At 70.4% G+C, this 24,216-nt stretch carries 21 protein-coding genes; 11 read left to right on the top strand and 10 right to left on the bottom strand.

The genetic code is table 11. The features are described from left to right. Positions 1–804, top strand: a complete 804-nt coding sequence (locus tag AB0C28_RS12820) for an SAM-dependent methyltransferase (RefSeq protein ID WP_357843619.1) — start codon at positions 1–3, stop codon at positions 802–804. Positions 805–850: 46 nt separating this feature from the next. Here AB0C28_RS12820 and AB0C28_RS12825 read toward each other — a convergent pair whose 3' ends face one another. Next, positions 851–1,165 (bottom strand): hypothetical protein, encoded by a 315-nt coding sequence (locus tag AB0C28_RS12825; RefSeq protein WP_346111996.1) that lies wholly within the window; start codon positions 1,163–1,165, stop codon positions 851–853. Positions 1,166–1,304: 139 nt separating this feature from the next. Here AB0C28_RS12825 and AB0C28_RS12830 point away from each other — a divergent pair, with 139 nt between their 5' ends. After that, positions 1,305–1,799: a carbonic anhydrase gene (locus AB0C28_RS12830; protein WP_357843616.1), complete on the top strand. Its 495-nt coding sequence runs from the start codon at positions 1,305–1,307 to the stop codon at positions 1,797–1,799. 505 nt (positions 1,800–2,304) lie between these two features. On the opposite strand, the gene AB0C28_RS12835 is transcribed toward AB0C28_RS12830, so the two are convergent. Continuing rightward, a complete protein-coding gene (locus AB0C28_RS12835; protein ID WP_357843612.1) occupies positions 2,305–4,371 on the bottom strand; it encodes a DNA topoisomerase IV subunit B in 2,067 nt (688 codons plus the stop codon). A 247-nt stretch (positions 4,372–4,618) separates the two neighbouring features. Here AB0C28_RS12835 and AB0C28_RS12840 point away from each other — a divergent pair, with 247 nt between their 5' ends. Then, entirely contained in the window at positions 4,619–4,849 is a 231-nt protein-coding gene (locus tag AB0C28_RS12840; RefSeq protein WP_357843609.1) for a hypothetical protein, read from the top strand. Positions 4,850–5,162: 313 nt separating this feature from the next. Beyond that, on the top strand, positions 5,163–5,921 hold the full coding sequence (locus AB0C28_RS12845) for a peroxide stress protein YaaA (protein WP_358074164.1): 759 nt from the start codon (positions 5,163–5,165) through the stop codon (positions 5,919–5,921). Positions 5,922–6,616: 695 nt separating this feature from the next. Here AB0C28_RS12845 and AB0C28_RS12850 read toward each other — a convergent pair. From AB0C28_RS12850 to AB0C28_RS12860, 3 genes are all read right to left on the bottom strand, one after another. After that, positions 6,617–8,275 carry an RNA polymerase sigma factor gene (locus tag AB0C28_RS12850; RefSeq protein ID WP_357843603.1) on the bottom strand — a complete coding sequence of 553 codons (1,659 nt, stop codon included), beginning with the start codon at positions 8,273–8,275 and terminating at the stop codon, positions 6,617–6,619. A gap of 242 nt (positions 8,276–8,517) precedes the next feature. After that, entirely contained in the window at positions 8,518–10,611 is a 2,094-nt protein-coding gene (locus AB0C28_RS12855) for a SpoIIE family protein phosphatase (protein WP_346112002.1), read from the bottom strand. Positions 10,612–10,875: 264 nt separating this feature from the next. Then, positions 10,876–11,445 carry an HhH-GPD-type base excision DNA repair protein gene (locus AB0C28_RS12860; RefSeq protein ID WP_357843599.1) on the bottom strand — a complete coding sequence of 190 codons (570 nt, stop codon included), beginning with the start codon at positions 11,443–11,445 and terminating at the stop codon, positions 10,876–10,878. 154 nt (positions 11,446–11,599) lie between these two features. Between AB0C28_RS12860 and AB0C28_RS12865 the strand changes: the two genes are divergently transcribed. From AB0C28_RS12865 to AB0C28_RS12890, 6 genes are all read left to right on the top strand, one after another. Beyond that, complete coding sequence (locus AB0C28_RS12865) at positions 11,600–11,824, top strand: hypothetical protein (protein WP_106250249.1); 225 nt, start codon at positions 11,600–11,602, stop codon at positions 11,822–11,824. A 202-nt stretch (positions 11,825–12,026) separates the two neighbouring features. Continuing rightward, the gene (locus AB0C28_RS12870; protein ID WP_358074167.1) at positions 12,027–13,517 is read left to right on the top strand and encodes a hypothetical protein; all 1,491 of its coding nucleotides are present in this window, start codon (positions 12,027–12,029) and stop codon (positions 13,515–13,517) included. Between the two features lie 33 nt (positions 13,518–13,550). Further along, positions 13,551–14,321 carry a thioesterase family protein gene (locus AB0C28_RS12875; RefSeq protein ID WP_357843592.1) on the top strand — a complete coding sequence of 257 codons (771 nt, stop codon included), beginning with the start codon at positions 13,551–13,553 and terminating at the stop codon, positions 14,319–14,321. A 22-nt stretch (positions 14,322–14,343) separates the two neighbouring features. Further along, complete coding sequence (locus AB0C28_RS12880; protein WP_346112007.1) at positions 14,344–15,099, top strand: 5-oxoprolinase subunit PxpA; 756 nt, start codon at positions 14,344–14,346, stop codon at positions 15,097–15,099. Then, on the top strand, positions 15,096–15,713 hold the full coding sequence (locus AB0C28_RS12885) for an allophanate hydrolase subunit 1 (protein ID WP_358074170.1): 618 nt from the start codon (positions 15,096–15,098) through the stop codon (positions 15,711–15,713). Before AB0C28_RS12880 ends, AB0C28_RS12885 begins: the two co-directional genes overlap by 4 nt. Continuing rightward, positions 15,710–16,546, top strand: coding sequence for a biotin-dependent carboxyltransferase family protein (locus AB0C28_RS12890; RefSeq protein ID WP_358074173.1), 837 nt, complete (start codon positions 15,710–15,712; stop codon positions 16,544–16,546). The genes AB0C28_RS12885 and AB0C28_RS12890 overlap by 4 nt, the downstream gene beginning before the upstream one ends. On the opposite strand, the gene AB0C28_RS12895 is transcribed toward AB0C28_RS12890, so the two are convergent. Next, a complete protein-coding gene (locus AB0C28_RS12895; RefSeq protein WP_357843584.1) occupies positions 16,524–17,354 on the bottom strand; it encodes a PhzF family phenazine biosynthesis protein in 831 nt (276 codons plus the stop codon). The two genes, AB0C28_RS12890 and AB0C28_RS12895, sit on opposite strands and share 23 nt — an antisense overlap. Positions 17,355–17,414: 60 nt before the next feature. Here AB0C28_RS12895 and sthA point away from each other — a divergent pair, with 60 nt between their 5' ends. Continuing rightward, entirely contained in the window at positions 17,415–18,830 is a 1,416-nt protein-coding gene (sthA, locus tag AB0C28_RS12900) for a Si-specific NAD(P)(+) transhydrogenase (protein ID WP_358074176.1), read from the top strand. 22 nt (positions 18,831–18,852) lie between these two features. Here sthA and AB0C28_RS12905 read toward each other — a convergent pair whose 3' ends face one another. The 4 genes from AB0C28_RS12905 to AB0C28_RS12920 all read right to left on the bottom strand — a co-directional run bounded on the left by AB0C28_RS12905 (position 18,853) and on the right by AB0C28_RS12920 (position 24,209). Beyond that, a complete protein-coding gene (locus AB0C28_RS12905; protein ID WP_358074179.1) occupies positions 18,853–20,706 on the bottom strand; it encodes a ricin-type beta-trefoil lectin domain protein in 1,854 nt (617 codons plus the stop codon). 128 nt (positions 20,707–20,834) lie between these two features. Continuing rightward, positions 20,835–21,875: a LacI family DNA-binding transcriptional regulator gene (locus AB0C28_RS12910; protein WP_357843575.1), complete on the bottom strand. Its 1,041-nt coding sequence runs from the start codon at positions 21,873–21,875 to the stop codon at positions 20,835–20,837. A gap of 70 nt (positions 21,876–21,945) precedes the next feature. After that, positions 21,946–22,644 (bottom strand): DoxX family membrane protein, encoded by a 699-nt coding sequence (locus tag AB0C28_RS12915; protein WP_357843572.1) that lies wholly within the window; start codon positions 22,642–22,644, stop codon positions 21,946–21,948. 35 nt (positions 22,645–22,679) lie between these two features. Further along, a complete protein-coding gene (locus AB0C28_RS12920) occupies positions 22,680–24,209 on the bottom strand; it encodes an MFS transporter (RefSeq protein ID WP_358074181.1) in 1,530 nt (509 codons plus the stop codon). Positions 24,210–24,216: the final 7 nt, after the last annotated feature.

Here is a 24,216-nt window from a genome sequence, read left to right on the forward strand (position 1 = left end):
ATGACCAACCCCTCGCGCGTTCCCGTGGGCATCAACCCCAGTGTTCCCAACGCGGCGCGCATGTATGACTACTACCTCGGCGGCAAGGACAATTTCGCGGCCGACCGCGAGGCAGCCGAGAAGATCATGGCCTTGGGCCCGAGCAGGGAGATCTGCCTGGCCAACCGGCGTTTTCTGGGCCGCGCCGTCCGCCACGTCGCCGGTCTGGGCATCGACCAGTTCATCGACCTCGGCACCGGCCTGCCCAATCAGAACAACGTGCACGAGGTCGCCCGCACCGTCCACCCGGAAGCGCACGTCCTGTATGTGGACTACGACCCGGTGGTGATCGTCCACGGCCGCGCCCTGCTGGCCGGCACGGACGCGAACATCACCATGCTGGACGCCGACGTCCGCAACCCCGGCTCGATCCTCGACGCCCCCGAGACGAAGCGGCTGATCGACTTCACGAGGCCGGTCGGCGTGGTCTTCCTCGGCGTGCTGCACTGCCTGACCGACCGCGAGGACCCGTGGGACGTGGTGGCGACCTTCCGCGACCGCCTGGCCCCCGGCAGCGCCCTGATCGTCTCCCACCTCACCGACGACGCCCATCCCGAGGTGGGCGAGGCGGCGCGGGAGGTGTACGACGACGTGGACGCGCCCCTGATCCACCGCAGCCGGGAACAGGTCACCCGCATGTTCGACGGCTTCGACCTGGTCGAGCCGGGAGTGACGCACGTGGCGGACTGGCGCCCTGAGGAGGCGTGGGAGACGGAGCTCGCGGGCAGCGAGTGGTGGTACGTGGGCGTCGGCCTCAAGCCGTAGAACCCCGGATGGGCGCCCGTACGGAAGCGCGTACGGGCGCCCGCGCTCAGGGCGCGGCGGTGATGGCGGCGGGCAGGGCGAGCAGCAGTTCGTGCGGTTCGCCACCCTCCCAGAGGCGGATCAGCTTGGTCCCCGCCTCCCCCGGGTCGAACTGCTCGCACCCCAGCGGACCGAAGCACCCGGCCTCGTCCAGCATGAGGATCAGCGGGTCGTCGTCGGGGAGGCTGGCCGCGTAGGCGGCGGTGTCGAGCAGTGCCAGGGCGCACTTGGCGTTGCGGCCGTCGTCCCTGGACTCCACACGGTCGAGGCGGCGCCGGGCCTGGCCCCGGAGATACGCGGCTAGCGATTCTGACCTGCTCACGACTAACCTTCTCTGGTCACGTACATACGGCTACGACATCATCACTCAAAGTGAGTGCGTATCGGGGGACGTTCGCGAAGTTCAGCCAGTCGCCACCCCGGAAGGGGCCGACTCCAAGTCGTACGGGAGTATTTGTGCCATGAGTGCGTTCGACGACCTGTACAGCGCAAACGCGAAGTTCGCCGAGAGTTTCGGAAGCTCTGGTCTCACCGGCCGGGCGGCACGCGGGCTGGCCGTCGTGACCTGCATGGACTCACGCATCGACCCCCTGGGCCTGCTCGGCCTCCAACCCGGGGACGCCAAGATCCTGCGCAACGCCGGTGCGAGGGTGACGGACGACGTGCTGCGTACGCTGGTGCTCGCCGTCTACGTGCTCGGGGTGAACCGGGTGCTCATCATGCCGCACACGGACTGCGGCATGGCCAAGGTGACGGACGCGGAGGTGCACGCGCTGACCCGCGACCACGGGGTGGACACCAGGAGCCTGGAGTTCCACACGGTGCCCGACCAGAACGAGGCGCTGAAGCACGACCTCACCCGCATCCGCACGACCCCGTTCCTGCCCCGGGACATGCCGGTGTCCGGCGGCATCTACGACGTCCACACCGGCCGCCTGACCCCGTCCCCCCACTGACCCACCCTGGAGGCACCGGCTCGCGGACTCGCGGACTCGCGGACTCGCGGACTCGCGGACTCGCGGCGACGGATGCTAGGCGGCCCTGTCATCCAGGCGGGGCCGTTCCCTCGTCGGCCGAGCGGTTCCGTTCACCGTCCCTGGCGATCACCCCGGCCGCCGGGGCGCCCTTGTAGTTGGGACGCGCGCCCCAACAAGGCCAGATGCGCCCCAGAAGGCCCTGAAAGCCCGCAGGGGAGCCCAGGAGGCCCGGGACCGCCCAGAACTCCCTCCAGCCCCGACCGGCCGCCTGAGCCCCAGCAGGAGGCATCCCCCGAGAACACGCCCGAACGACCCGACGCCGAGCCCGAGGACAGGACCGGACGAGGAGACCGGCCCAGGCATCCGGCGTCGCAGCGCCGGACGCTCGGTGAGACGTCAGACCCGAGCACCGGCTCGGACGCCGAGCGCCGGCCCCGGCACAGCGGGTCAGGCGCTGAGCACCGGCCCCGGTGACAAGGCGGCGTCAGGCGTCGATGTGGTCGCGGTCGACCTCGGCCGCGCTGTTGACGATGAACTCCCTGCGCGGTGCGACCTCGCTGCCCATCAGCAGGTTGAAGATGCCCTCGGCCCCTTCGGCGTCCTCGATCCTGACCCGGCGCAGGATGCGGTGGCGCGGGTCCATGGTCGTCTCGGCCAGCTGGTCGGCGTCCATCTCGCCCAGACCCTTGTAGCGCTGCACCGGGTCCTTCCACCGCTTGCCGCGCCGTTCGAGATCCCGCAGCGTCTTGTGCAGCTCGGCGTCGGAGTAGCAGTAGATGTACTTCTCCTTGCCCCGCCCCGGGTTGGTCAGCTCGATGCGGTGCAGCGGCGGCACGGCCGCGAAGACCCGCCCGGCCTCCACCATCGGCCGCATGTAGCGGTGGAAGAGGGTCAGCAGCAGGCAGCGGATGTGAGCGCCGTCGACGTCGGCGTCGGCCATCAGGATGACCTTGCCGTAGCGGGCGGCCTCGATGTCGAACGAACGCCCGGAGCCGGCTCCGACCACCTGGATGATGGCGGCGCACTCGGCGTTTTTGAGCATGTCGCTCACGGACGCCTTCTGGACGTTGAGGATCTTGCCCCGGATCGGCAGCAGGGCCTGGAACTCCGAGTCGCGGGCCAGCTTGGCGGTGCCGAGCGCGGAGTCGCCCTCGACGATGAACAGCTCACTGCGGTCGACGCCGTCGCTGCGACAGTCGACCAGCTTGGCCGGCAGTGCCGAGCTCTCCAGGGCGCTCTTGCGGCGCTGGTTGTCGCGGTGCTCGCGGGCCGCGATGCGGGCCTTCGCGGCGGCCACGATCTTCTCCAGCACGGCGCGCAGCGGCTGCTTGTAGCCGCGCGGCGGGTTGGCGAACAGCTCCTTGAGCTCGCGCGAGACCACATGGGAGACGATGCGGGTGGCCGCGGAGGTGCCGAGCACCTCCTTCGTCTGGCCCTCGAACTGCGGCTCGGGCACCCTGACCGTCACCACGCCGGTCAGGCCCTCGGAGATGTCGTCCTTGGTGACGGGGTCGTCGCCGTTTTTCAGCAGGCGGGTCTCACGCAGCAGCTCGTTGATCGTACGGACGAGGCCGCGCTCGAAACCGGTCAGGTGGGTGCCGCCCTTGGGCGTGGAGATGACGTTGACGAACGAGCGCACGGTGGACTCGTAGCCCTTGCCCCAGCGCACGGCCACGTCGACGCTCAGCTCGCGCTCGACCTCGGTGGGCGTCATGTGGCCCTGGTCGTCGAGGACGGGCACGGTCTCGTGGAAGTGACCGAGCCCCTGCAGCCGCAGCACGTCGCAGACGGGCTCGTCGCGGGCCAGGAACTCGGTGAACTCGGAGATGCCGCCGTCGAAGTGGAACTCGTCCTCGATGCGCTCCTCGTGCCGGCTGTCGACGACCGCCAGGGTCAGGCCGGGTACCAGGAACGCCGTCTGCCGCAGGCGCACGTGGATCTCGTCGAGCGAGACCTCGGCGTCGGGCAGGAAGATCTGCTTGTCGGCCCAGAAGCGCACGCGTGTGCCGGAGGGGTTGGTCGGAGGCTTGGAGCCGATGCGCAGGCCGGACTTCTTCTTGAACTTGGCCGAGGGCCCCTCGCCGTCGAAGATCCCGGGCACGCCGCGGCGGAAGCTGATCTCGTGGACCACGCCGTCGCGGTCGACCTCGACGTCGACCCTGGCCGACAGGGCGTTGACCACGGAGGCGCCCACGCCGTGCAGACCGCCGGAGGCGCCGTAGGAGCCGCCGCCGAACTTGCCGCCCGCGTGGAGCTTCGTGTAGACGAGCTCGACGCCCGCCAGACCGGACTTCGGCTCGATGTCGACGGGAATGCCCCGCCCGTTGTCGCGCACCTCGATGGACCCGTCGGCGTAGAGCTCGACCTCGATCCGGTCGCAGTGCCCCGCGAGCGCCTCGTCGACGCCGTTGTCCACGATCTCCCAGAGGCAGTGCATGAGCCCGCGACTGTCGGTGGACCCGATGTACATGCCGGGTCGCTTGCGAACGGCCTCGAGGCCCTCAAGCACCGACAGGTGACGAGCCGTGTAACCCGCCTCCACTAGCGTCACTCCAGCTCCTCCGGTCTAGGCATCGAACATGTGTGCGTAGCCTATCGCTCTTCCCCTACGCGCGCGTACAAGCTTGCCACGGTGGCGCGTTTGGTGTTACCAACCGGCTGATCGCCATTACTTTCGGGCACATTCTGCTCTGGGCGTAGCGAGGGGGCGGTTGGGAACGTCCACGTCCGGTTAGATGTTGTTCCAAGTGACTGACGCCAGATCCTCGCTTCGGCGGGGGTGACCCGAAAGGCGATACGTGACTGGAGCTCTCGCCCCCGTTAAGCCGCTGACGGCCCTCGACCGCTGCGACCGCTGCGGCGCCCAGGCCTACATCCGCGCAACCCTACCCGTGGGTGGGGAGTTGCTGTTCTGCGCTCACCATGGGCGTCAGCACGTCGCAGCGTTGCGTGAAAAGGGCGCCGACATCCTGGACGAGTCGGCTCGACTCAGCGAAACCCCTTCAATTGCCCCCAGCGACGAGCGCTGACAACGCCCGTCGTGTGAGATAACCACATATCGCGTGACACAACGGCGACCCCGGCACGTCCGGGGTCGCCGTTCTGCGTGGAAACCCCTGGCAGGGCAGGCGGCTGGGCTCGCGGTGGCCCGTCGTCGAAGCCGGTCGGCTTGGCGACGAAGGCGCCGGCGTGCGGCCGGTAGGTGCCATGCCGACAACCAGGTGCCATGCCGGCATCGGCGCGACCTGGCCGATCGGCCGCGACCTCGCGGGACCACGGCTCCGCGGGGCCTTGACCGGATCCGCGAGAGGGCGCGGACCAGGGCCAATAAGCTAGTGAGCTGTGCTGATCCTGCTGCCGCCGTCCGAAGGCAAGGCGTCCGAGGGCTCCGGCCCGCCCGTCGGCGAACTGTCCTTCCCCGCCCTTGACCGGTCCCGCCGCCGGGTGCTGAACGCGCTCGTACGCGCCTCCAAGCGCCGCGACGCCCTCGACGTGCTGGGGCTGACCCCTGGGCTGGCCGGTGAGCTGGCCAAGAACGTCGAGCTGAAGACCGCCCCGACACTGCCCGCGGCCGAGCTCTACACCGGCGTGCTCTACGACAATCTCGGTCTGGCCACCCTCTCCGCGGACGCCAGAAGGCGGGCGGAGGAGTCGCTGGTGATCTTCTCCGGGCTGTGGGGTGTGGTGAAGATCACAGATCACATTCCGCCGTACCGGCTGTCGATGGGCGTCAATCTGCCGCCCCTGGGCGGGCTGGCGGCGTTCTGGCGCGCACAGGTGACCAAGGAACTCGACCGCATCCCCGGGCTGGTGGTGGATCTGCGGTCGAGCACGTACGCGGGAGCCTGGCAGCCGGGCGAACGTTCTGTGACGGTACGGGTGTTCCGCGACGGCAAGGTCGTCAGCCACATGGCCAAGGCGACCCGAGGCGAGATCGCCAGGGCGTTGCTGTCCCAGGACGCGGAGCCCGCCACCCCGGACGACCTGGCCAAGCTCCTCGACAACCTCGGCCACACCGTCACCCTCACCACCCCCACCCGCCCCTCCCGCCCCTCCCGCCCCTCCCGCCCCTGGACCCTCGACGTCCACATCCCCTCCTGACCCCCACGCGAGAACCCAACGGCTTGGGACTCGCAGGGATCAGTCGGGCGGCCAAGTCCAGAGGCGCGCAGGGCCGGGAAGTGCGAGACGCCATCCGCTTCGATGGGACGTCATCGAAGCGCCCGGGGCCCGAAGTCGAAGGACGCGAAGGGCTTGGCGTTGGGAAGCCCAAGGTCCGGAGCCCCGGGAAGCCTCAGGTCGACAGCCGACAGGGGGCGAAGCCCGCGACACGTGAGGCAGGGGTGCGCGTGGACCTCAGCTGACACGCCGCGTCCGCCGGCAGGACATCAACACCACCGCACAACACACCTCGGCTGGCACGCCTCACCGGGCCGTGGGGTTTCCAACCGCTCAGCCGTCTCCACCCAGGTCGGCGATACGCGACAAGGCCCCTGCGCCACCTTTCGACGGGACGTGATCCACGATGCCGACCGTCACCAGGCCGACCCGACCGCCGCTACGTAAGCAAGAGCGCAGCCGCCACGAAACCAGACCCGCGATCACGAAGGCTTGAACAACGACCGTCACGAGACCAGGTCCACCATCACAGCAACGACCGTCACGAGACCAGGCCAACATTCACGAAAGGCATGGGCACGACCGTCACCAGACAAAGCGGACGCCCCGCCGGGAAAAGTCCCGGCGGGGCGTGCCGTTACGTCTGGATCGGCCCGAAGGCCGACCATGACCGCATCTCAGTCCAGGTAGTCGCGCAGAACCTGGGACCGGGACGGGTGGCGCAGCTTGGACATGGTCTTCGACTCGATCTGGCGGATGCGCTCACGGGTCACCCCGTAAACCTTGCCGATCTCGTCGAGCGTCTTCGGCTGCCCGTCGGTGAGTCCGAAGCGCATCGACACGACGCCCGCCTCCCGCTCCGACAACGTGTCGAGAACGGAGTGCAGCTGCTCCTGGAGCAGCGTGAAGCTGACGGCGTCGGCCGGAACGATGGCCTCGGAGTCCTCGATGAGGTCGCCGAACTCGCTGTCGCCCTCCTCACCCAGCGGGGTGTGCAGGGAGATGGGCTCGCGCCCGTACTTCTGGACCTCGACCACCTTCTCGGGGGTCATGTCCAGCTCGCGGGCCAGCTCTTCCGGCGTGGGCTCGCGACCCAGGTCCTGCAGCATCTGCCGCTGGACGCGGGCCAGCTTGTTGATCACTTCGACCATGTGGACCGGGATGCGGATGGTCCGCGCCTGGTCGGCCATGGCCCGGGTGATCGCCTGCCGGATCCACCACGTGGCGTAGGTGGAGAACTTGTAGCCCTTGGTGTAGTCGAACTTCTCCACGGCCCTGATGAGGCCCAGGTTGCCTTCCTGGATCAGGTCGAGGAAGAGCATGCCACGCCCGGTGTAGCGCTTGGCCAGCGAGACCACGAGCCGGAGGTTGGCCTCCAGCAGGTGGTTCTTGGCGCGCCGGCCGTCTTCGGCGATCCATTCGAGCTCGGCCTTGACGTCGACGGGCAGCCCGTCGGTCTCGCCGCCGCCCAGCTGCTCCTCGGCGAACAGGCCCGCCTCGATGCGCTTGGCCAGCTCGACCTCCTGCTCGGCGTTGAGCAGGGGGACCTTGCCGATCTGCTTGAGGTAGTCCTTGACCGGGTCGGCGGTGGCGCCTGCGGCGGCGACCTGCGCGACCGGGGCGTCATCGTCGTCGTCGGAGAGGATGAGGACCTCGTCCTCGGTCTTCTCCACCGTGACGACCTCGGCGGCGGCCTTGGGCTCGTCGGTGTCGGTCTCGGTGTCGTCGTCGGAGTCACCCTCGGAGTCGGCCTCGGCGACGATCTCCTCGTCGTCGACGTCGATGTCTTCGAGGTCCTCCAGCTCCACGTCGCCGTCGAGCTCGAGATCCTCGTCGTCGTCCGACTCGCCCCGCGGGGCCTCGGATGCCTTCTTGGTGTCGGCAGGCCCAGCGTTCTTCTGCTCGGCCTTCTTGGCGGCGGCGGGTGCCGCGGCCTTCTTGGCCGCGGGGGCGGCCTTCTTGGCAGGGGCCGCCTTCTTGGCGGCCGGCTCGGCTTCAGCGGTGCCCACGACCGCGGTCACGGTCTCGGGCTGCTGCTCTTTGGCGGCCGCCGCCGTCTTGGTCTTGACGGGGGCGGCGGTGCGGCGCTTTGCTGGACCACGAGACTTCTTCGGCGCAGCCGAATCCGCGGCGGTCACCACCACGGTCACGCCCTCTTTGCTGAGGTTCCGCAAGAACGCGGCGGCGTGCGACATGGGGATGTCCGCCTCCTCGAAGGCCTGACGAACATCCTCAGACTCGAGGAAACCCTGCGAGCGCCCACGCTCGAGCAGTCGCTGAATGACGGGCTCGTTCAGCTCTTGTGGCTTCGAGCGAGTCGAACTTGCAGGCGACACGAACACCTCTCGAACGAACGCGTGGCGACAATGGACCCAGATGCCCGCTGGGGGGCTGTTGCCTCTCTCGGAGATCGGTGAGGCCGTGCGGACCGCGACGGACCTGCACAGCATTGTGGCACGACCCCGCACTCCATACGGCCACCTCCCGGCGGTTGACCTCCACCCTAGGCCGACCGAGACAGTAGTGCGTACGTAAGCGGGGCACTGATACCCGAAAGCAACCGTTATGACTGTTTCATTCAGTCACTCTTCGTGGCTGGTGGGACGTGGATTGCGAGCGCGGTAACGTCATCATCCTGTTCATATCCAGACAACATCCGGTCAACCAGGAAGTCCAGCAGCATGTGCGGACTACTGACGACCTCAGGCGGCGCTTCGGTCACAACACTGCATATCTCTGCGAGACCGGCATCCAGCCCGCGCTTCCTGTTCTCCACGAGTCCGTCGGAGTAGAGCACGGCGGTATGGCCGGGCGGCACCACGAACCGGAACTGCCTGCGGCTGGTCGGCCAGCCTAGCGGAGTGCCGGGCTCGGCGTCGCACAGGATCGCCGTGCCCTGAGGCGAAACCAGCACGGGTGGCGGATGACCGGCCATGGCCAGCGTGCCCTCACCGGTGACCGGCTCGACGACCATGTAGGCCAGGGTCGTGACCTGCTCTTCCTCTTCCGTGGCCTCGAAGACCCGGTCGAGGCCGGTGAGCACGGCCGCGGGCGGTGGGTTGGTCAGCGCCAGTGCCCGCATGGCGTTGCGGATGCGGCCCATGCCGGCGGCCGCCTTGACGCCCTTGCCCATGACGTCGCCGACGACGGCCGCGACGCGCCCGTCCTGGAGCACGAAGGCGTCGTACCAGTCGCCGCCGACCTGGACGTGGCGGCTGCCCGAGCGGAAGCGCTGGGCCAGCACCAGGCCCTTGACCACCGGCAGGCGGTCGGGCAGCAGGCTGCGCTGCAGCGTCTCGGCGGTGCGGTGCTCACGCTCGAACAGCGTGGCCCGCTCGACCGCCAGCGCGCACTGGCCGGCCAGCGCCTCCAGGAAGACGCCGTCCTCCTGGGAGATCTTCTGCGGGCGCGTGAAGGAGAATCGGAGCGCTCCCAGGGCGCGTCCCGCGGCGAGCAGCGGCAGGCCCACCCAGGCGCGCTCGTCGCCGTGGGCCAGGAACCCGGCCAGGACCTCCTCGTCGCCGCCCGCTTCGAGCAGCTGAGCCTTCAACGACTCGGGGGACTCGGCGAACACGGGCCTGCGGCTGTTGACCGCCATGGTCATCACGTTGGAGTGGGACAGCGGGATCTCGTCACCGGTGGCGCCGGACGCCTCCAGGATGCCCTCGCCGTTGATCAGCTTGAGCGCGGCGCGGTCGGTGTCGAGCAGCGCGACCGCCGAGCGGTCGGCGGCCAGGGCGGTGCGGCCGACGTCGATGATGACCTGCACCACCTGCTCGACCGTGAGCGCCTCGGCCAGCATGGCCGTGGCGCCCTGGAGGCGGGCGGTGCGCAGGGCGGCGGCGCCGAGCTGGTCGGTCAGCCTGCCGCGCATCTCCTCGGCCTCGCGCTGCGGGGTCACGTCGGTGTTGGCGCCGACCCACTCGACCACCCGGCCGTGGCGGATGATCGGCACGGCGCGGACCTCGAAGTGGCGGTAACCGCTGGCCCTGGTGCGCACGCGGTAGTTCCACTCGAACATGGTGCGGCCGCGCAGCGCCTCGCGCCACGCCTCCTCGGTCTGCTGGCGCTCCTCGGGGTGGACGACCTCCAGCCAGCCGCTGGCCAGGTATTCCTCCAGGCCCTGGCCGGTGATGGCGCGCCACTGCGGGGCGTCCTCGACGACCGCTCCGGTGGGCGAGGTGATCCAGACGAGCTGGGACTGCGCCTCCACCAGCGAGCGGTAGCGCTCCTCGCTGCGGCGCAGCGCCTCTTCGGTCTGACGGCTCTCGGTCACGTCGAGTCCCACCAAGGCGATGGCGCGCAGCTCGCCGGCATCGTCGTGAACCGGCGAGAACGACAGCGACCAGTGCCTGGTGTCGCCCTCGGCGGACCGGACGCGCACGCGGCCCTCGGTGACCGGCGCGTCGCTCTCGATGACGGCCTGCACGGCGTGAGTGATGATCTGGCTGAGGTCGGCGGCCAGCACCTCGACGGGCGGCCGGCCGACCATGCGGTCCGCGGGCACGTTGACGACATCGCTGAACACGTCGTTGACCCGCTGGATGCGGCTGTCGGCGTCGAAGAAGGCGAAGGCGAACTCCGCCTCAGACAGCATGCCCTTGAAGAGGGCGGAGTCTGAGATGTCCACATCCGACTCCCGGGGACGGGGAACGGAGGTCTCGGCGCTCATGGTCCGCACCTCCGTCGCGTGCCAGGGTCTCCCACGCGGCACATCTCCATAACTGTGTATCGGCGTAGCGCAGCTCCGGGCGACCGGATCCTGCAGTACATCATCGACGATGGGCATGTACGGACGGAAGCCCCCGCCGCGGCCCGGTCGCCTTTAGGGTCTACGCATCCTGTCAAAGTCGCTCCACATTGCGCAGCAAGATCAGGTTACAGCGCCCAATTGCCGGGCCCGTTTCCCGGGCCGCGGGGGCGGCCGGCGGCACGGCTACTGGGCCTTGGCGGTGCGCTTGGCCTCCTGTTTGGCCTCCCGCACGCGGGCCAGGGAGTCGCCGTCGACCACGTCGGCGACCGATCGGTGTGAGCCCTCCTCGCCATAGGCTCCCGCCGCATCACGCCAGCCTGACGGCTGGACCCCCAACTGCTTGCCCAGCAATGCCAAAAAGATCTGGGCCTTCTGCTCACCGTATCCCGGCAGGGCCCTGAGTCGTTTCAACAACTCTTGACCGTCAGCGGCATCGTTCCATATCCGCTCGGGACGCCCGTCATAGTGTTCGACGAGATGGGCCGCGAGCTGCTGCACCCGCCCCGCCATCGACCTGGGGTAGCGGTGCACGGCCGGCTTCTCGGCCAGCAGGGCGACGAACGCCTCGGGGTCGTAGGAGGCGATCTCCCCGGCCGTGAGGTCGTGGCCGAGCCGCTGGGAGATGGTGTAAGGCCCCGTGAACGCCCATTCCATGGGGATCTGCTGATCGAGCAGCATGCCGACGAGCAGGGCGAGCGGGCTGCGGCCGAGGAGCTCGTCTGCCTCGCTCCGCTGGGCGAGCTGGATGCGCATGGAGACAGCTTCGCACGAAAGGGCGCCCGGTGAAGTGAACACAGGCGTCGTGGAGCCTTGACACATCGCGGCAAAGGGGTGGAATGAGAGCGCAAGTCGCCCTGCATGCATTCCTGGGGGTTTGCCCCCCGGTTTCTAGAGGAATCTCACATCTATGCTCGCTCTGGCCACACGTTTCCTGCGGGAACCGGTCAGTCTCAGGCTGGCCGAAGAGTTCCTTACCGTACCCGTGGACACGATCGACCGCTGTGTGGCCGACGTGTGCGCGTGCGCGCAGCATCTGGGCATCTCAGCGACGCCCGAGATCGTGGAACGCATCGCCCGCGAGCACCTGCTCGCGATCGTGAACTCCGCGCCTCCGCCCCGGGGCATCCGCTAGCGCGCCCGGGAAGGAAAGTCCGACGGCGTACGGTGCGCCCATACCGGCCTGCCCAGGCGGAAAACGCCACTCCCGATAACATCGGGGTCACCGGGCCGAGTTCTACGCACCGTTTGCGCCTGGAATACGAGAGAGTGAGGGTGTGCGCCGACACCGACGAGATCCCCGGGAGAGCACCCCGCCAGACGACGTGTTCAAGGAGATGGTGCAGGCGGCTCGCGAGCTGCTGGCCGTACGCAGCCCTCTCGACGCGGAGCTGATGGTCTCCGACATGATCGGAGCCTGGTGGGGCAGACGGGTCCGTGGTGGCGACGTCGAGCAGGTGCTCGGGGAAGGTCTGGTCGACTACGCGGCCAAGGCCGGCACGCCCGCCTCGCTGACACTGCTGATCTGCCTGGCCTATCTGGGCAACGCCCGCCAGGGCGCCAAGGCCGAGGGCGCGGCGCTGGCGATGATGGAGTCGGGCGTGGCCAGGCCGGGCTGGGCCGACCGGGTGGGCGCGGTGAAACCGGCCGGCTGCTACGTCTCCCGCGACGCCTACGGCGACGAGGACACGGTGATCTGCACCTTCGCCTACCGCTGGAACGACAGCGAGCAGCCGATCGACCGGCACGCGCTGGTGATGGTGGTCGACTACAACATGAACGGCATGGCGCGCGACGCCTGGGTCTCCTCCCACGTCGACAAGCTTCTTGAGCAGGCCAGGGCCGAGGCGGCGGGCAACCCGCTGCTGCTGTTCGAGGAGATCCAGCCCGAGCAGGCCAGGGCGCTGCTGGAGTCGGCGATGAAGGCCACCAGGGAGCCGAAGACGCCGCCGCCGGTGAGCGACAGCTACAGCGCCTACCACGCCTTCGCACGTTCCAGGCTCAAGGCCCTGCCCCCCGGCCGCAAGCGGCCGGCGCCGCTGCACATCGAGGCGCCCTACAGCAGGGAGCGGCGGGCCATGCTGGCGGCGGAGTTCCTCGCCTCCGACGCGGCCGAGCACCTGTCGGACCCGTCGGCGGCCTCGCGCTGCGCCGACCACATCATCGACTACGGCTGCGAGCAGGACTTCAACCGCCCGCTGCGGGTGAGCCCGACCAAGTGCCGCACGTTCCTGCTCGACTGGCTGCCACGCAAGGTGATGCTGAGCGTGGCCGAGCAGGAGGCGATGCCGCACGCGCTGTCGGCGTGGGTCCGCTTCGCCGCGGCCCGCACGCAACTGCCCGAGCAGGGGCTGAAGGCCACGCTGGACGCGGTGTGGGAGGCCATCGGGAAGTTCCCCGAGGCCTACCGGGATCCGACGTCGTTCGGGCTCGACCGGCCGCTGCTGGAGCGGCTGCTGCCGGACGGCGACCTGTCGGCGCTGGCCAGGCGGGCCTTCGCCTTCCCCTACCTCCAGGGCACGCACAACGGGATCGAGCTCGACCGGCTCGATCCGGCCGACCAGGCCGACCGGCGTACGTTACTCGAGATCGACCACGGCGGCGCGATCGACCAGGAGCACCTCGCCTGGCACGAGGAGATCGCCACCCGCCTGTGGGACGGCGACCCGCCGCAGCTCTGGGAGGCCGCGCAGCGCCTGCTCGATCTCGGGCACGACCGTCACGACGTGCTCCACGTGCTGATCGAGATCGCCGAACGGATCGGCGGCGACCCCGAGGAGCTGGCGGCGGCGCTCGACGACATCGCCGACATCCCCGACGAGATCTGACGGCGCGACCCCGAGCACGAGAGAAAACGTTCCATGGCGATGTTCAGCAAGACCGGGCAGGGCTGTTACCTGGCGTCGGAGCACACGCAGGGCCCGTGGGACCCGCGTACGCAGCACATGGGGCCGGTCACCGCGCTGATCGTCCACGAGCTGGAGCGGGCGTTCCCGCGGCCGGAGCTGGAGCTGTCCAGGCTGGTGGTGGACGTGTTCGCTCCGGTGCCCGTGGCGGAGCTGGAGGTCACGACCGGCGTGGTACGCGACGGCAAGCGGGTGCAGTGCCTGTCGGCGAGCGTGTCGTCGGGCGGGCGCGAATACGTCAGGGCGAGCGCGTGGCGCATCCGCACGGCCGGCACCCCGCCCACGCCGGTCCAGGCCCCGCCCGCGCCCGTGCCGCCGCCCTCAGCCGAGCACACCGGCTCCTGGCTCGGCTCGGGCTTCGGCTACGGCCGGGCGATGGACTGGCGTTTCGTGACCGGCGGCCCGATGGCGCCAGGGCCGGCCACCGTGTGGGGCAGGCTCACGATGCCGCTGGTCGAGGGCGAGGAGCCGACTCCGGTCGAGCGGGTGGCGGTGCTCGCCGACAGCGGCAACGGCGTCAGCATGGCCCTCGACTTCGGCACCCACCTGTTCGTGAACGTGGACCTGACGATCTCGCTGTTCCGCGCGCCGGCCGGCGAGTGGGTGTGCATGGACGCCGCCACCGTGATCGGCCCGTCGGGCCGCGGGCTGACCCGTTCCACTCTCTACGACTCCGCCGGCGAGATCGGCGCCGCCACACAGACGCTCTTCGTCGCGCCGAGGTAGCCGATAGCGCCATGATGGTGCCATGGTGATCGACCTCAACGCGGACCTCGGCGAGGGTTTCGGCATCTGGCGGCTCGGCGACGACCTCGCGCTGCTCGACATCGTCACGAGCGCCAACGTGGCCTGCGGCTTCCACGCGGGCGACCCGGTGACGATCAGGCGCACGTGCGCGGCGGCCGTCGACCGCGGCGTGGCCATCGGGGCGCAGGTGTCCTATCGCGACCTGGCCCACTTCGGGCGCAGGGAGATGGACGTCGAGGAGGAGGAGCTGTGCGCCGAGGTGCTCTATCAGCTCGCCGCCGTGGACGGCATCGCCAGGGCGATGGGCGGGCGGGTGTCGTACGTCAAGCCCCACGGCGCGCTCTACAACCGGATCTGCCGCGACGAGGCGCAGGCGGCGGCGGTGATCGACGCGGTGGCCGACTACGACCCTTCGCTGCCGGTGCTGACGCTGCCGGGGTCGGTGGTGCACAAGGTGGCGGCGGCCGAGGGGGTGCCGACGGTGAGCGAGGCGTTCGCCGACCGGGCGTACACGCCCAGGGGCGCTCTGGTGCCGCGCCGCGAGCCTGGAGCGGTCATCCACGACGCCGCCGCGGTGTCCGCCAGGGCGCGCCAGATGGTCGTGGAGGGCTCTGTGACGGCCGCTGACGGCAGTTCCGTCCCGATTTCCGCCCGTTCCATCTGCGTGCACGGAGACACGCCAGACGCGGTCAGGCTGGCGCAGGGCGTGCGGGACGAACTGCTCGCGGCCGGAGTGGTCCTCCAGGCGTTCGCGTGATCCGCACGGCCGGGGAGCACGGGCTGCTCGTGGAGACCGGCTCGCTGGAGTTGTCGCACCGGCTCGACGCGGCGCTGCGGGCGGAGCGGCCCGAGGGCGTGGTGGAGATCGTTCCAGGCCCCGAGACGGTGCTCGTGGTGGCTCCGGGGGTGGATCGGGCCAGGTTGCTGGCGCGGGTGGAGGAGCTCGCGGTGCGGGAACGGGCCAAGGCCGACCGCGGCGCGGACGAGGAGCAGCCGCTGGTCACCATTCCCGTCGTCTATGACGGGGCGGATCTCGATTCCGTGGCGGCGCTGGCGGGCATCTCCGCCGGCGAGGTGGTGGCCCGGCACACCGGGCGGGAGCTGGTGGTGGGCTGGCTCGGGTTCGCGCCGGGGTTCGCCTATCTCACCGGGCTGGATCCGGTGCTGGAGATGCCCAGGCTGGACACGCCGCGCACCTCGGTGCCCGCCGGGTCGGTGGCGGTGGCGGGGCCCTACTCCGCGGTCTATCCGTCGGCCTCCCCCGGCGGGTGGCGGTTGCTCGGGCGCACCTCGACGCGGGTGTGGGACGTCACGGCCGATCCGCCCTCGCTGTTCCGGCCGGGCATGCGCGTGCGGTTCGAGCCGGCATGATCGAGGTCCTCTCGCCCGGCCCGTACGCGACCGTCCAGGATCTCGGCCGGCCCGGGCTCGCCCACCTGGGGGTGCCGTGCTCGGGAGCGGCCGACGCGCCGAGCCTGCGGCTGGCCAACCGGCTGGTCGGCAACCCCGAGGAGCTGGCGGCGATCGAGCTGACGTTCGGCGCGGCGCGGCTGCGGTTCCTGGACGCGGCCTGGGTGGCGCTGGCGGGGGCGCCGCTGGTGTCGGGGGCCGACATGGGCGTGCCGATCTGGGTGCCGGCGGGCGGCGAGCTGCGGCTGGGCACGACCGTGTGGGGGCTGCGCACCTATCTGGCCGTGCGCGGCGGGATCGCGGTGGAGCCGGTGCTGGGCAGCCGGTCCACCGACTCGCTGTCGGGTCTTGGTCCCGAGCCGCTGCGGGCGGGCACGCTGCTGCCGGTCGGGCCGCCTTCCGGGGTCATCTCCGTGGACCTCGCGCCGCAGCCGGAGCCGCGGCCCGCGGTGCTGCGGGTGCTGCCGGGGCCGCGCGACGACTGGTTCGTGCCGGGGGCGCTGGCCGCGCTGTGCGGGAGGACGTACACGGTGAGCCAGGACAGCAACCGCGTCGGCGTGCGCCTGAGCGGGCCCGAGCTGGCGCGGGTCAGGGAGGGCGAGCTGCCCAGCGAGGGCATGGTGACGGGAGCGGTGCAGGTGCCGCCGAGCGGGCAGCCGATCGTCTTCCTCGCCGACCATCCCCCGACCGGCGGCTATCCGGTGATCGCCGTGGTGCGCGGCGCCGACCTGCCCGTCGCCGCCCAGCTCCGGCCGGGCGACGAGGTGCGGTTCACAGCTCGACCTGGCCGATGACGCACGTACGGACGTCGCCGCCGACCCACACCTCCCCCTGCTCATCGGCGGTGATGCGCACCCGGCCCGCGCGGCCGATCACGGTGCCCTGGGCCGCCACGTACGGCGCCGAGGCCCGCCCTGTACGCAGCAGCCACTGCGCCAGCGAGGCGTTCAGGCTGCCCGTCACCGGGTCCTCCACCATGCTGCCCTGAGCGGGGAAGAACGCCCGCACCTCGAACGCGACCTGCGACCCCGCCGGATACGGCCCTGCCACGCCCACGTCGTGCGGCACCGTCTCCGGGCGCAGCGCGAGCACCTGTTCGGCGTCCTTGAGCAGCAGCCCGACCCAGCCGGGCCCGTTGTCGGCCCATTCCGCGGCCACGACGTCGGCGCGCGTGATCCCGAGCGAGGCGACGATCCGGTCCAGGAACTCCTCCTCCACCGGGCCCGAGCGGATCAGCGGCGGCGCCGCGAAGGCGAGCCCCGCGTCCGTGGCCGCGATCCGGACCAGCCCGGCCCCGCACTCCTGCACCACCCGGCCCTCGGTGCGCGGCCGGCCGCCGGACTCCAGCCAGGCGTGACAGGAGCCCAGCGTCGGGTGCCCGGCGAAGGGCAGCTCGGCCTCGACGGTGAAGATCCGTACGCGGTAGTCGGCCTCCTGCGTGGTCGGCGGCAGCAGGAACGTGGTCTCGGACAGGTTCGTCCAGCGGGCGAAGCGCCGCATCTCCTCCGTGCTCAGCCCTTCGCCGTCCACCACGACCGCGAGCGGGTTGCCGGTGTACGGGCCCGAGGCGAACACATCGACTTGCGTGAATCTGCGCAACATACCCAGGAGTCTTCCAGGAAGGTCTTTTCCCACCGACATGCCGCCCCCAGACTGGTCGTTGTGGCGGATTTCGATGTGGTGGTCCTGGGTTCCGGACCTGGTGGGCAGAAGGCGGCCATCGCGGCCGCGAAACTCGGCCGGAGCGTGGCGGTCATCGAGAAACGGAACATGATCGGCGGCGTCTGCATCAACACGGGCACGATCCCGTCGAAGACACTGCGTGAGGCGGTCCTCTATCTCACAGGGCTGAACCAGCGGGAGCTGTACGGCGCCAGCTATCGCGTCAAGGACGAGATCACGGTCACCGACCTGGGCATGCGCACCCAGCACGTGATCGGCAGGGAGATCCAGGTCATCCGCAGCCAGCTCGCCCGCAACCACGTGACGGTGCTGCAAGGCACCGGACGCTTCCTGGACCCGCACACCATCGGGATCGTCCACGACGAGGGCAAGACCGAGGAAACGAAGATCACCGCCGAGAAGATCGTGATCGCCACGGGCACGTCGCCCGCGCGGCCGTCCAGCGTCCAGTTCGACGACAGGACCGTGATCGACTCCGACGCCATCCTGCACCTCGACCGGGTCCCCGAGACGCTGGTCGTGGTGGGGGCCGGGGTCATCGGCATCGAGTACGCCTCCATGTTCGCCGCCCTCGGCACCAAGGTCACGGTGGTGGAGCGGCGTGACCGCATGCTGGAGTTCTGCGACCTGGAGATCGTGGAGGCGCTGAAGTACCACTTGCGCGACCTCGCGGTGACCTTCAGGTTCGGCGAGAACGTGGCGGCCGTCGAGCGCCGCCCGCGCGGGGCGCTGACCCTGCTGGAGAGCGGCAAGAAGATCCCCGCCGACTGCGTCATGTACTCGGCCGGCCGCCAGGGCAAGACCTCCGAGCTGTGCCTGGACGCCGCCGGCCTGGCCGCCGACGACCGGGGCCGGATCAAGGTGGACGAGAACTACGCCACCGAGGTGCCGCACATCTACGCCGTCGGGGACGTGATCGGCTTCCCCGCGCTGGCGGCCACGTCGATGGAGCAGGGGCGGCTGGCCGCCCAGCACGCCTGCGGCGAGCCGGGCGGCGACCTGAACGAGCTGCCGCCCATCGGCATCTACACGATCCCCGAGATCAGCTTCGTCGGCCGTTCCGAGGACGAGCTGACCAGGGACAAGGTGCCGTTCGAAGTGGGCATCTCACGTTACCGGGAGCTGGCCAGGGGGCAGATCATCGGCGACTCGTACGGGATGCTCAAGCTCCTGGTGTGCTCGGAGACGCGGCGGCTGCTCGGCGTGCACGTGTTCGGCACGGGGGCCACGGAGCTGGTGCACATCGGGCAGACCGTCATGGGGTGCGGCGGCACCGTCGACTACCTGGTCAACGCGGTGTTCAACTATCCGACGCTGGCGGAGTCGTACAAGGTGGCTGCGCTGGACGCGATGAACAAGATGCGGACGATCGCCCGGCTCACCGCGGAGATGTGAGCCGGGCGACCTGCCGGGATGCTCAGCTGAGCGTCCACTTCTGGTTGGCGGCGCCCGTGCAGGTCCAGAGCTGCAGGCGGGTGCCGTCGGCGGAAGTGTTGCCGGTGACGTCGGCGCACTTGCCCGCGGCCGGGTTGACCAGGTCGCGGCCGGCCGTGTAGGTCCACTGCTGGTTGGGCGCGCCCGTGCAGGACCACAACTGCAGCTTGCTGCCGTCGGCGGTGCCGTGGTCCACGACGTCGAGGCACTTGCCCAGGGCACGCAGCGTGCCGTCGCCGGGGCGGGCCCACTGCTGGGCGGCGGTCCCGTTGCAGGTGTACAGCTGTACGGCGGCGCCGTCGGCGCTGCTGCCGCCGGCCACGTCCATGCACTTGCCGGCCAGCCCCGTCACCTGGCCGCCGCCACCTCCCGGGTTCTCGCCGGGCGTGCCGTTCCAGGTGAACGTGGCGGTGGTGCGGGCGGGCAGCGAGTACGTGAAGGACTGGCCGCCCCAGTTCACCCTGATGGACTGGGCCGAGCCGCCGCCGTTGTGGGCGATGAGAGCCTTGGAGCCGTCGGGGTTGCGGTAGGCCACGTTCTGGACGGTCGCGTTGGCGGTCGAGGCGATCCGGAACGCCCCGGGCTTGACGAACTTGGTCAGGTGGCCGGTCGTGTAGTACTCGATCGTGTAGTCCACCTGGCCGGCCCGCGAGCCGCCCTCCTGGACGGTGATCAGGCCGGTGCAGGTGCCGCAGCCGCCGTTGTGCGGGCCCATGTTCTGGTTGAGCGCGAGGCTCCACTTGACCAGGCTGCCGCTCCAGTTGCGGGCGTAGGTCACGATGTCGGCCATGTCCTCGTTGTGCTGGTTGCCGACCCAGGTGCCGCCGGAGTGCTCGGTGCTGAACTGGCGTACCGACGGGTACTGGTCGTGCACCTGCGTGCCGACGGCCGGGTCACCGAAGTAGCCGTGCCAGGCGATGCCGCCGAACAGCGGGTCGTTCCGCACCGCGGAGTCGGCCAGGATGGGGCCGCCGATCTGGCCGTAGTCGCCGTAGTTCCAGTCGTGGACGAGCACCTTGGTGGTGATCCCGGCCGCGCGGAAGGCCGGATAGACGAAGTTCTTGGTCAGCTCGACGAGGCCGGAGGCGTTCCACGACATGCCGGGGTAGTTCATCGCGGTCGGGTTGCCGGCCTGGCAGCAGTTGGGCTCGTTCTGCAGCGAGACGTAGTCGACCTTGACGCCGGCGGCCTGGTAGCTCTGCACGTACTTGACCAGGTACTGGGCGTACGTGCCGTAGTGCTCGAACTTCAGCCAGCCCATCTGGTCCATCCGGCCGTTGTCCTTCATCCAGCCGGGCGCGCTCCACGGCACGCCCTTGACCCGCAGCGCCGGGTTGAGCTGCTTGGCCTGGACGGTCAGCAGGCGGACGTTCGTGTCGTAGCCGTTGGCGCCGAAGTCGTTGAGGTCGCAGCAGGTGTCGTCGAGCGAGACCATGCCGGGCCTGGACAGGTCGGAGGCGCCGATCGGGTTCCGGACGAAGGACAGGCCGATGCCGTCCGTGGGCGAGAACAGCCTGCGCATCACCTCGTCCCTGGTGGCCGCGCTGATCGCGCCGCCGCGCAGCAGGTGCGCCGTGGTGTCGGTGATCGACGCCCCACCGCCCTCGAACTGCTGGTACGTGGTGCTCTCGTCGACGGTGACGGTGTGACCGGAGCCGCCCGGCGGCCCGAAGGCGGTCGGTGACTGCTGCTGGAGGCCACGGGTGACGGCCCGGCCGCCCGCGTCGGAGGTGGTGGTGAGCCAGACGTTCACGGGTTCGCCGGCGGCGAGGGCCGGAACGGGCGCCGCCAGGCACAGGGCGGCGGCGCATGCGAGCGCGATGAGGATTCTGGACAAGGCGAGTCCCTTCAGGGCGGGGGGTGAGTGCCCTTGAAACAAATGAAACAAACTCGTAACGAGACTTGCACTGAGCAGAGAAACACAAGTCAGAGTGGGCGGTCAACCGATGTAACAGATGAAACAGATCAGCGCGGGGCCGGCCCGGTCGAGCCCCTGACGACCAGCTCGGCGCCGAGCGAGACGTGCAACGCCTCCAGCGTGTGCCTGCTGAGCAGCCTCATCAGCAGCGTGACCGCCATCCGGCCCATCTCCTGCAGCGGCTGGCGCACCGTGGTCAGGGCCGGCGAGGTCGCCCGGCTGACGTCGATGTCGTCGAAGCCCGCCACCGACAGGTCCGCGGGCACGCGCAGCCCGCGCTCGGCCGCCGCCCGCAGCGCGCCGACCGCCGTCTTGTCGTTGAAGGCCACCAGCGCCGTCGGGCGCTCCGGCAGGTCGAGCAGCTCGCACGCGGCCAGGTAGCCCTGCTCGATGTTCGGCTCCGGTACGTGCCGCAGCAGCTCGGGGGCCTGCAACACCCCCGCGTCGGCCAGGGAGGCGGTGTAGCCGGCCAGCCTGGCCTCGCTGGGCAGCCACTCCACCGGGCCGCCGATGATCCCGACCCGGCGGTGGCCCAGCTCCGTCACGTGGGCCATCAGCTTGCGCCCGCCGGCGAAGTGGGCGGCCGACACGGCGGCGATGTCCTTGGGCGGCGGGGTCCGGGGGTCGATCACGACGAAGGGGAAGCCGCGGTCGCGCAGGCGTACGAGAGCGTCGCCCGGCTCGGGCGGCAGGATCAGGATCGCCCCCGCGACGCCCGGCCGGTCGGGCAGCCCTGGCAGCACCTCGCTCTCCTGCGCCGCCTCCCCCGCGCCCAGGATCATCTCCCTGCCGTGCAGTTCGATGGTCTCGCCCACCGAGGAGACGATCAGCCCGAAATAGTCGGTCAGCACGTACGGGCAGCGTACGTAGACGGCCCCGCCATCGGCCGGGCCGTGCACGTCCGGCGCCACGCGCGGTCTGGGCGCCTGGTCGCCGAGGCGGCCGACAGCGCGCAGCACCAGGTCGCGGGTGTGCGGAGCCACGTTGGCCTGGCCGTTGAGCACGCGCGAGACGGTGGCGATGGACAGGCCGGTCTCGGCGGCGACGTCACGCACCGTCGCGCGCGCCCTGCCTTCCCTGGCCGCCATGCACGCTCCCCGCTCGGCTGTGCGGCCAGGATATTCACCCGGCCGAGCCGATCACCACCCGCTGGCGCGGTCAGTCGGCGGTGGTGCGGCGGCCGCGGGCCGGGGGTTTCTTGCGTCCCGCCACCAGCGTGTCGCCGGGCGCCGGCGCGGGGGCCGGCTCCTCGCCGCGCTTGTTGTCCGCCGGACGCGTACGGGGCCGGGGATGCGGCGCCGTGTCCTCGGACGCCTTGGCCTCGGCCTCCTTACCGGAGGACTCGGTCGCGGGGCTCGCGGACTCCGCCGATTCGCCGGAGTCGCCGGGACCGTCGGGGTCGCGCAGTGAGGCGATGACCCGGTCGGCCTCCGAGTCGGCGGCGAACTCGTCCGCCGCCTCCGATTCCCTCCGCCGGATCACCACCATGTGATCGACCGAGACCCGCCCCGCGCCGACCACGGCCAGCAGCAGGGACGCGGCTCCGAGCAGGATGAGCTCGTTCAGGCTGATGGGGTTGAGCGGCGGGGCCACCACGAAGACCGCAAGCGCCTCGGCGAAGAGGATCAGTCCGGTGACGGAGACGGCGAGCCCGGCGATGAGCAGGGCGCCGCCGATGAGCTCGGCGAGCATGGTGACCGTGGCCCACGCGCCGGGGGCAGGGGCACCTTGCTGCAAGAACTTCGCGCCGGTGGTGATGAGACCGTCTTCGAGCTTGGTCCAGCCGTTGGCGAAGAAGATACCGCCCACACCGATGCGGGCGACTAAAGCGGCAAGATCACGAAGGACCTGTTTCACGGTAGTTGTCTGCCCTAATCGGGACATGGCACACCTCAATCACGGCTGAGCAGCATGGCCACCGCGACGGCGGTCAGGCTGAGCAGGACGACGCTCACGACCACTGTCGTGTGCAGGGCGTTGACGAAGGCCCACCGGGCGGCGTCGAGCAGCGCGCCGCCCGTGTTGCCGCCGATCTGGTCGGCGACGTGGGCGGCGGAGGCCAGTGACTGCCTGGCCTGGTCCATGCCGCCCGCCGAGACGCCGGGAACGGCGGGCAGGCCGGGCGCGTACACGATCGCGGTGATGGTGCCGAGCACGGCGACGCCCAGGCCGGCGCCCAGTTCGTACGCGGTCTCCTCGATGGCCGCCGCCCCGCCCGCCTGGGCCTCGGGAGCCGACGCCATGATCGTGTCGGAGGCGGCGAGCAGCGCCACCTGGACCCCGAAGCCGATCCCGACGAAGCAGACCGCCAGCATCACGGGATGCCCCTCGACCCCCCAGGTCAGGGTGGGCGTCAGGGCGAGCGCGACGAGCGCGAGGCCACCGCTCATGGTGGCCCGCATGCCGACCCTGGGCAGGATGTGCGCGGCGGCGAGGCCGCCGGAGACGGCGGAGATGACCAGGGGCAACATCCTGAGCGCGGCCCGCACGGGGCTGTCGCCGAGGACGAGTTGCAGGTATTGGGCGAGCATGAGCTGCAGCCCCACCAGCGCGAACACGCCGAGCAGCACTCCGAGGACCCCGGTGGTGAACTCGCGCCGCCGGAACAGCCCGATCTCCAGGAACGGGGCCGGCAGCCGGGTCTGCCGCCGGACGAAGGCGATCAGCAGCCCCAGCCCGGCCGCGAAGACCAGCACCGAGGCCCAGAGCGGCAGCAGGCTGCCCGAGCCCGCCTCCTTGAGCCCGAACGCCAGCGCCAGGATGCCGAACACCGACAGCGCGGCGCTGACCGCGTCCCACGGCCGGTCGCGGCGCCCGCGCGACTCGGGCAGCAGGCGCTTGGCCGCGGGCAGCAGCACGAGCAGGATCGGCACGTTGATCAGGAAGACCGCGCCCCACCAGAAGTCGACGAGCACGCCGCCGACGAGCGGCCCGATCGCCGCGCCGGCCGCCGCGACCGCGCTCCAGACGCCGAGGGCGATGGCCCGCTCGCGTCTGTCGGTGAACACCTGACGGATCAGCGAGAGGGTGGCGGGCATGATCATCGCACCGCCGACGCCGAGCAGCGCCCTGGCCAGGATCAGCGTCAGCGGGGTCGGGGCGCACGCGGCGGCGGCCGAGGCCACGCCGAAGAGTACGAAGCCCCACAGGACCAGGCGTTTACGCCCGTATCTGTCGCCGAGCGTGCCGAACATGATCAGCAGCGGCGCGACCACCAGCGAGTAGATGTCGATGATCCAGAGCAGCTGCACCGCGGAGGGCTCCAGCGCGGCCGTGAGCGCGGGCACCGCGATGTGCAGGACCGTGGCGTCGACCGTGATCAGCAGCAGCGCCAGGCAGAGCAGCACGAGAATGGACCAGCGGCGGTCCTGATGCTCTCGATCTGCGGTCCGTACGAGGGGTGCGGCCTGCGTGACGGTCATGGCCCTC

Origin of the sequence: Nonomuraea sp. NPDC048892, assembly GCF_040649735.1 — a bacterium.
In the GTDB taxonomy this organism is placed as follows: Bacteria; Actinomycetota; Actinomycetes; order Streptosporangiales; family Streptosporangiaceae; genus Nonomuraea; species Nonomuraea maheshkhaliensis.

Bases quoted from the DNA above. Each gene is read 5' to 3' on its own strand.
- AB0C28_RS12820 (WP_357843619.1), top strand. From the start codon at position 1: ATGACCAACCCCTCGCGCGTTCCCGTGGGCATCAACCCCAGTGTTCCC.
- AB0C28_RS12830 (WP_357843616.1), top strand. From the start codon at position 1,305: ATGAGTGCGTTCGACGACCTGTACAGCGCAAACGCGAAGTTCGCCGAG.
- AB0C28_RS12855 (WP_346112002.1), bottom strand. From the start codon at position 10,611: ATGAGCGCCGAGACCTCCGTTCCCCGTCCCCGGGAGTCGGATGTGGAC.
- AB0C28_RS12860 (WP_357843599.1), bottom strand. From the start codon at position 11,445: ATGCGCATCCAGCTCGCCCAGCGGAGCGAGGCAGACGAGCTCCTCGGC.
- AB0C28_RS12865 (WP_106250249.1), top strand. From the start codon at position 11,600: ATGCTCGCTCTGGCCACACGTTTCCTGCGGGAACCGGTCAGTCTCAGG.
- AB0C28_RS12870 (WP_358074167.1), top strand. From the start codon at position 12,027: ATGGTGCAGGCGGCTCGCGAGCTGCTGGCCGTACGCAGCCCTCTCGAC.
- AB0C28_RS12875 (WP_357843592.1), top strand. From the start codon at position 13,551: ATGGCGATGTTCAGCAAGACCGGGCAGGGCTGTTACCTGGCGTCGGAG.
- AB0C28_RS12880 (WP_346112007.1), top strand. From the start codon at position 14,344: ATGGTGATCGACCTCAACGCGGACCTCGGCGAGGGTTTCGGCATCTGG.
- AB0C28_RS12890 (WP_358074173.1), top strand. From the start codon at position 15,710: ATGATCGAGGTCCTCTCGCCCGGCCCGTACGCGACCGTCCAGGATCTC.
- AB0C28_RS12895 (WP_357843584.1), bottom strand. From the start codon at position 17,354: ATGTTGCGCAGATTCACGCAAGTCGATGTGTTCGCCTCGGGCCCGTAC.
- AB0C28_RS12910 (WP_357843575.1), bottom strand. From the start codon at position 21,875: ATGGCGGCCAGGGAAGGCAGGGCGCGCGCGACGGTGCGTGACGTCGCC.
- AB0C28_RS12920 (WP_358074181.1), bottom strand. From the start codon at position 24,209: ATGACCGTCACGCAGGCCGCACCCCTCGTACGGACCGCAGATCGAGAG.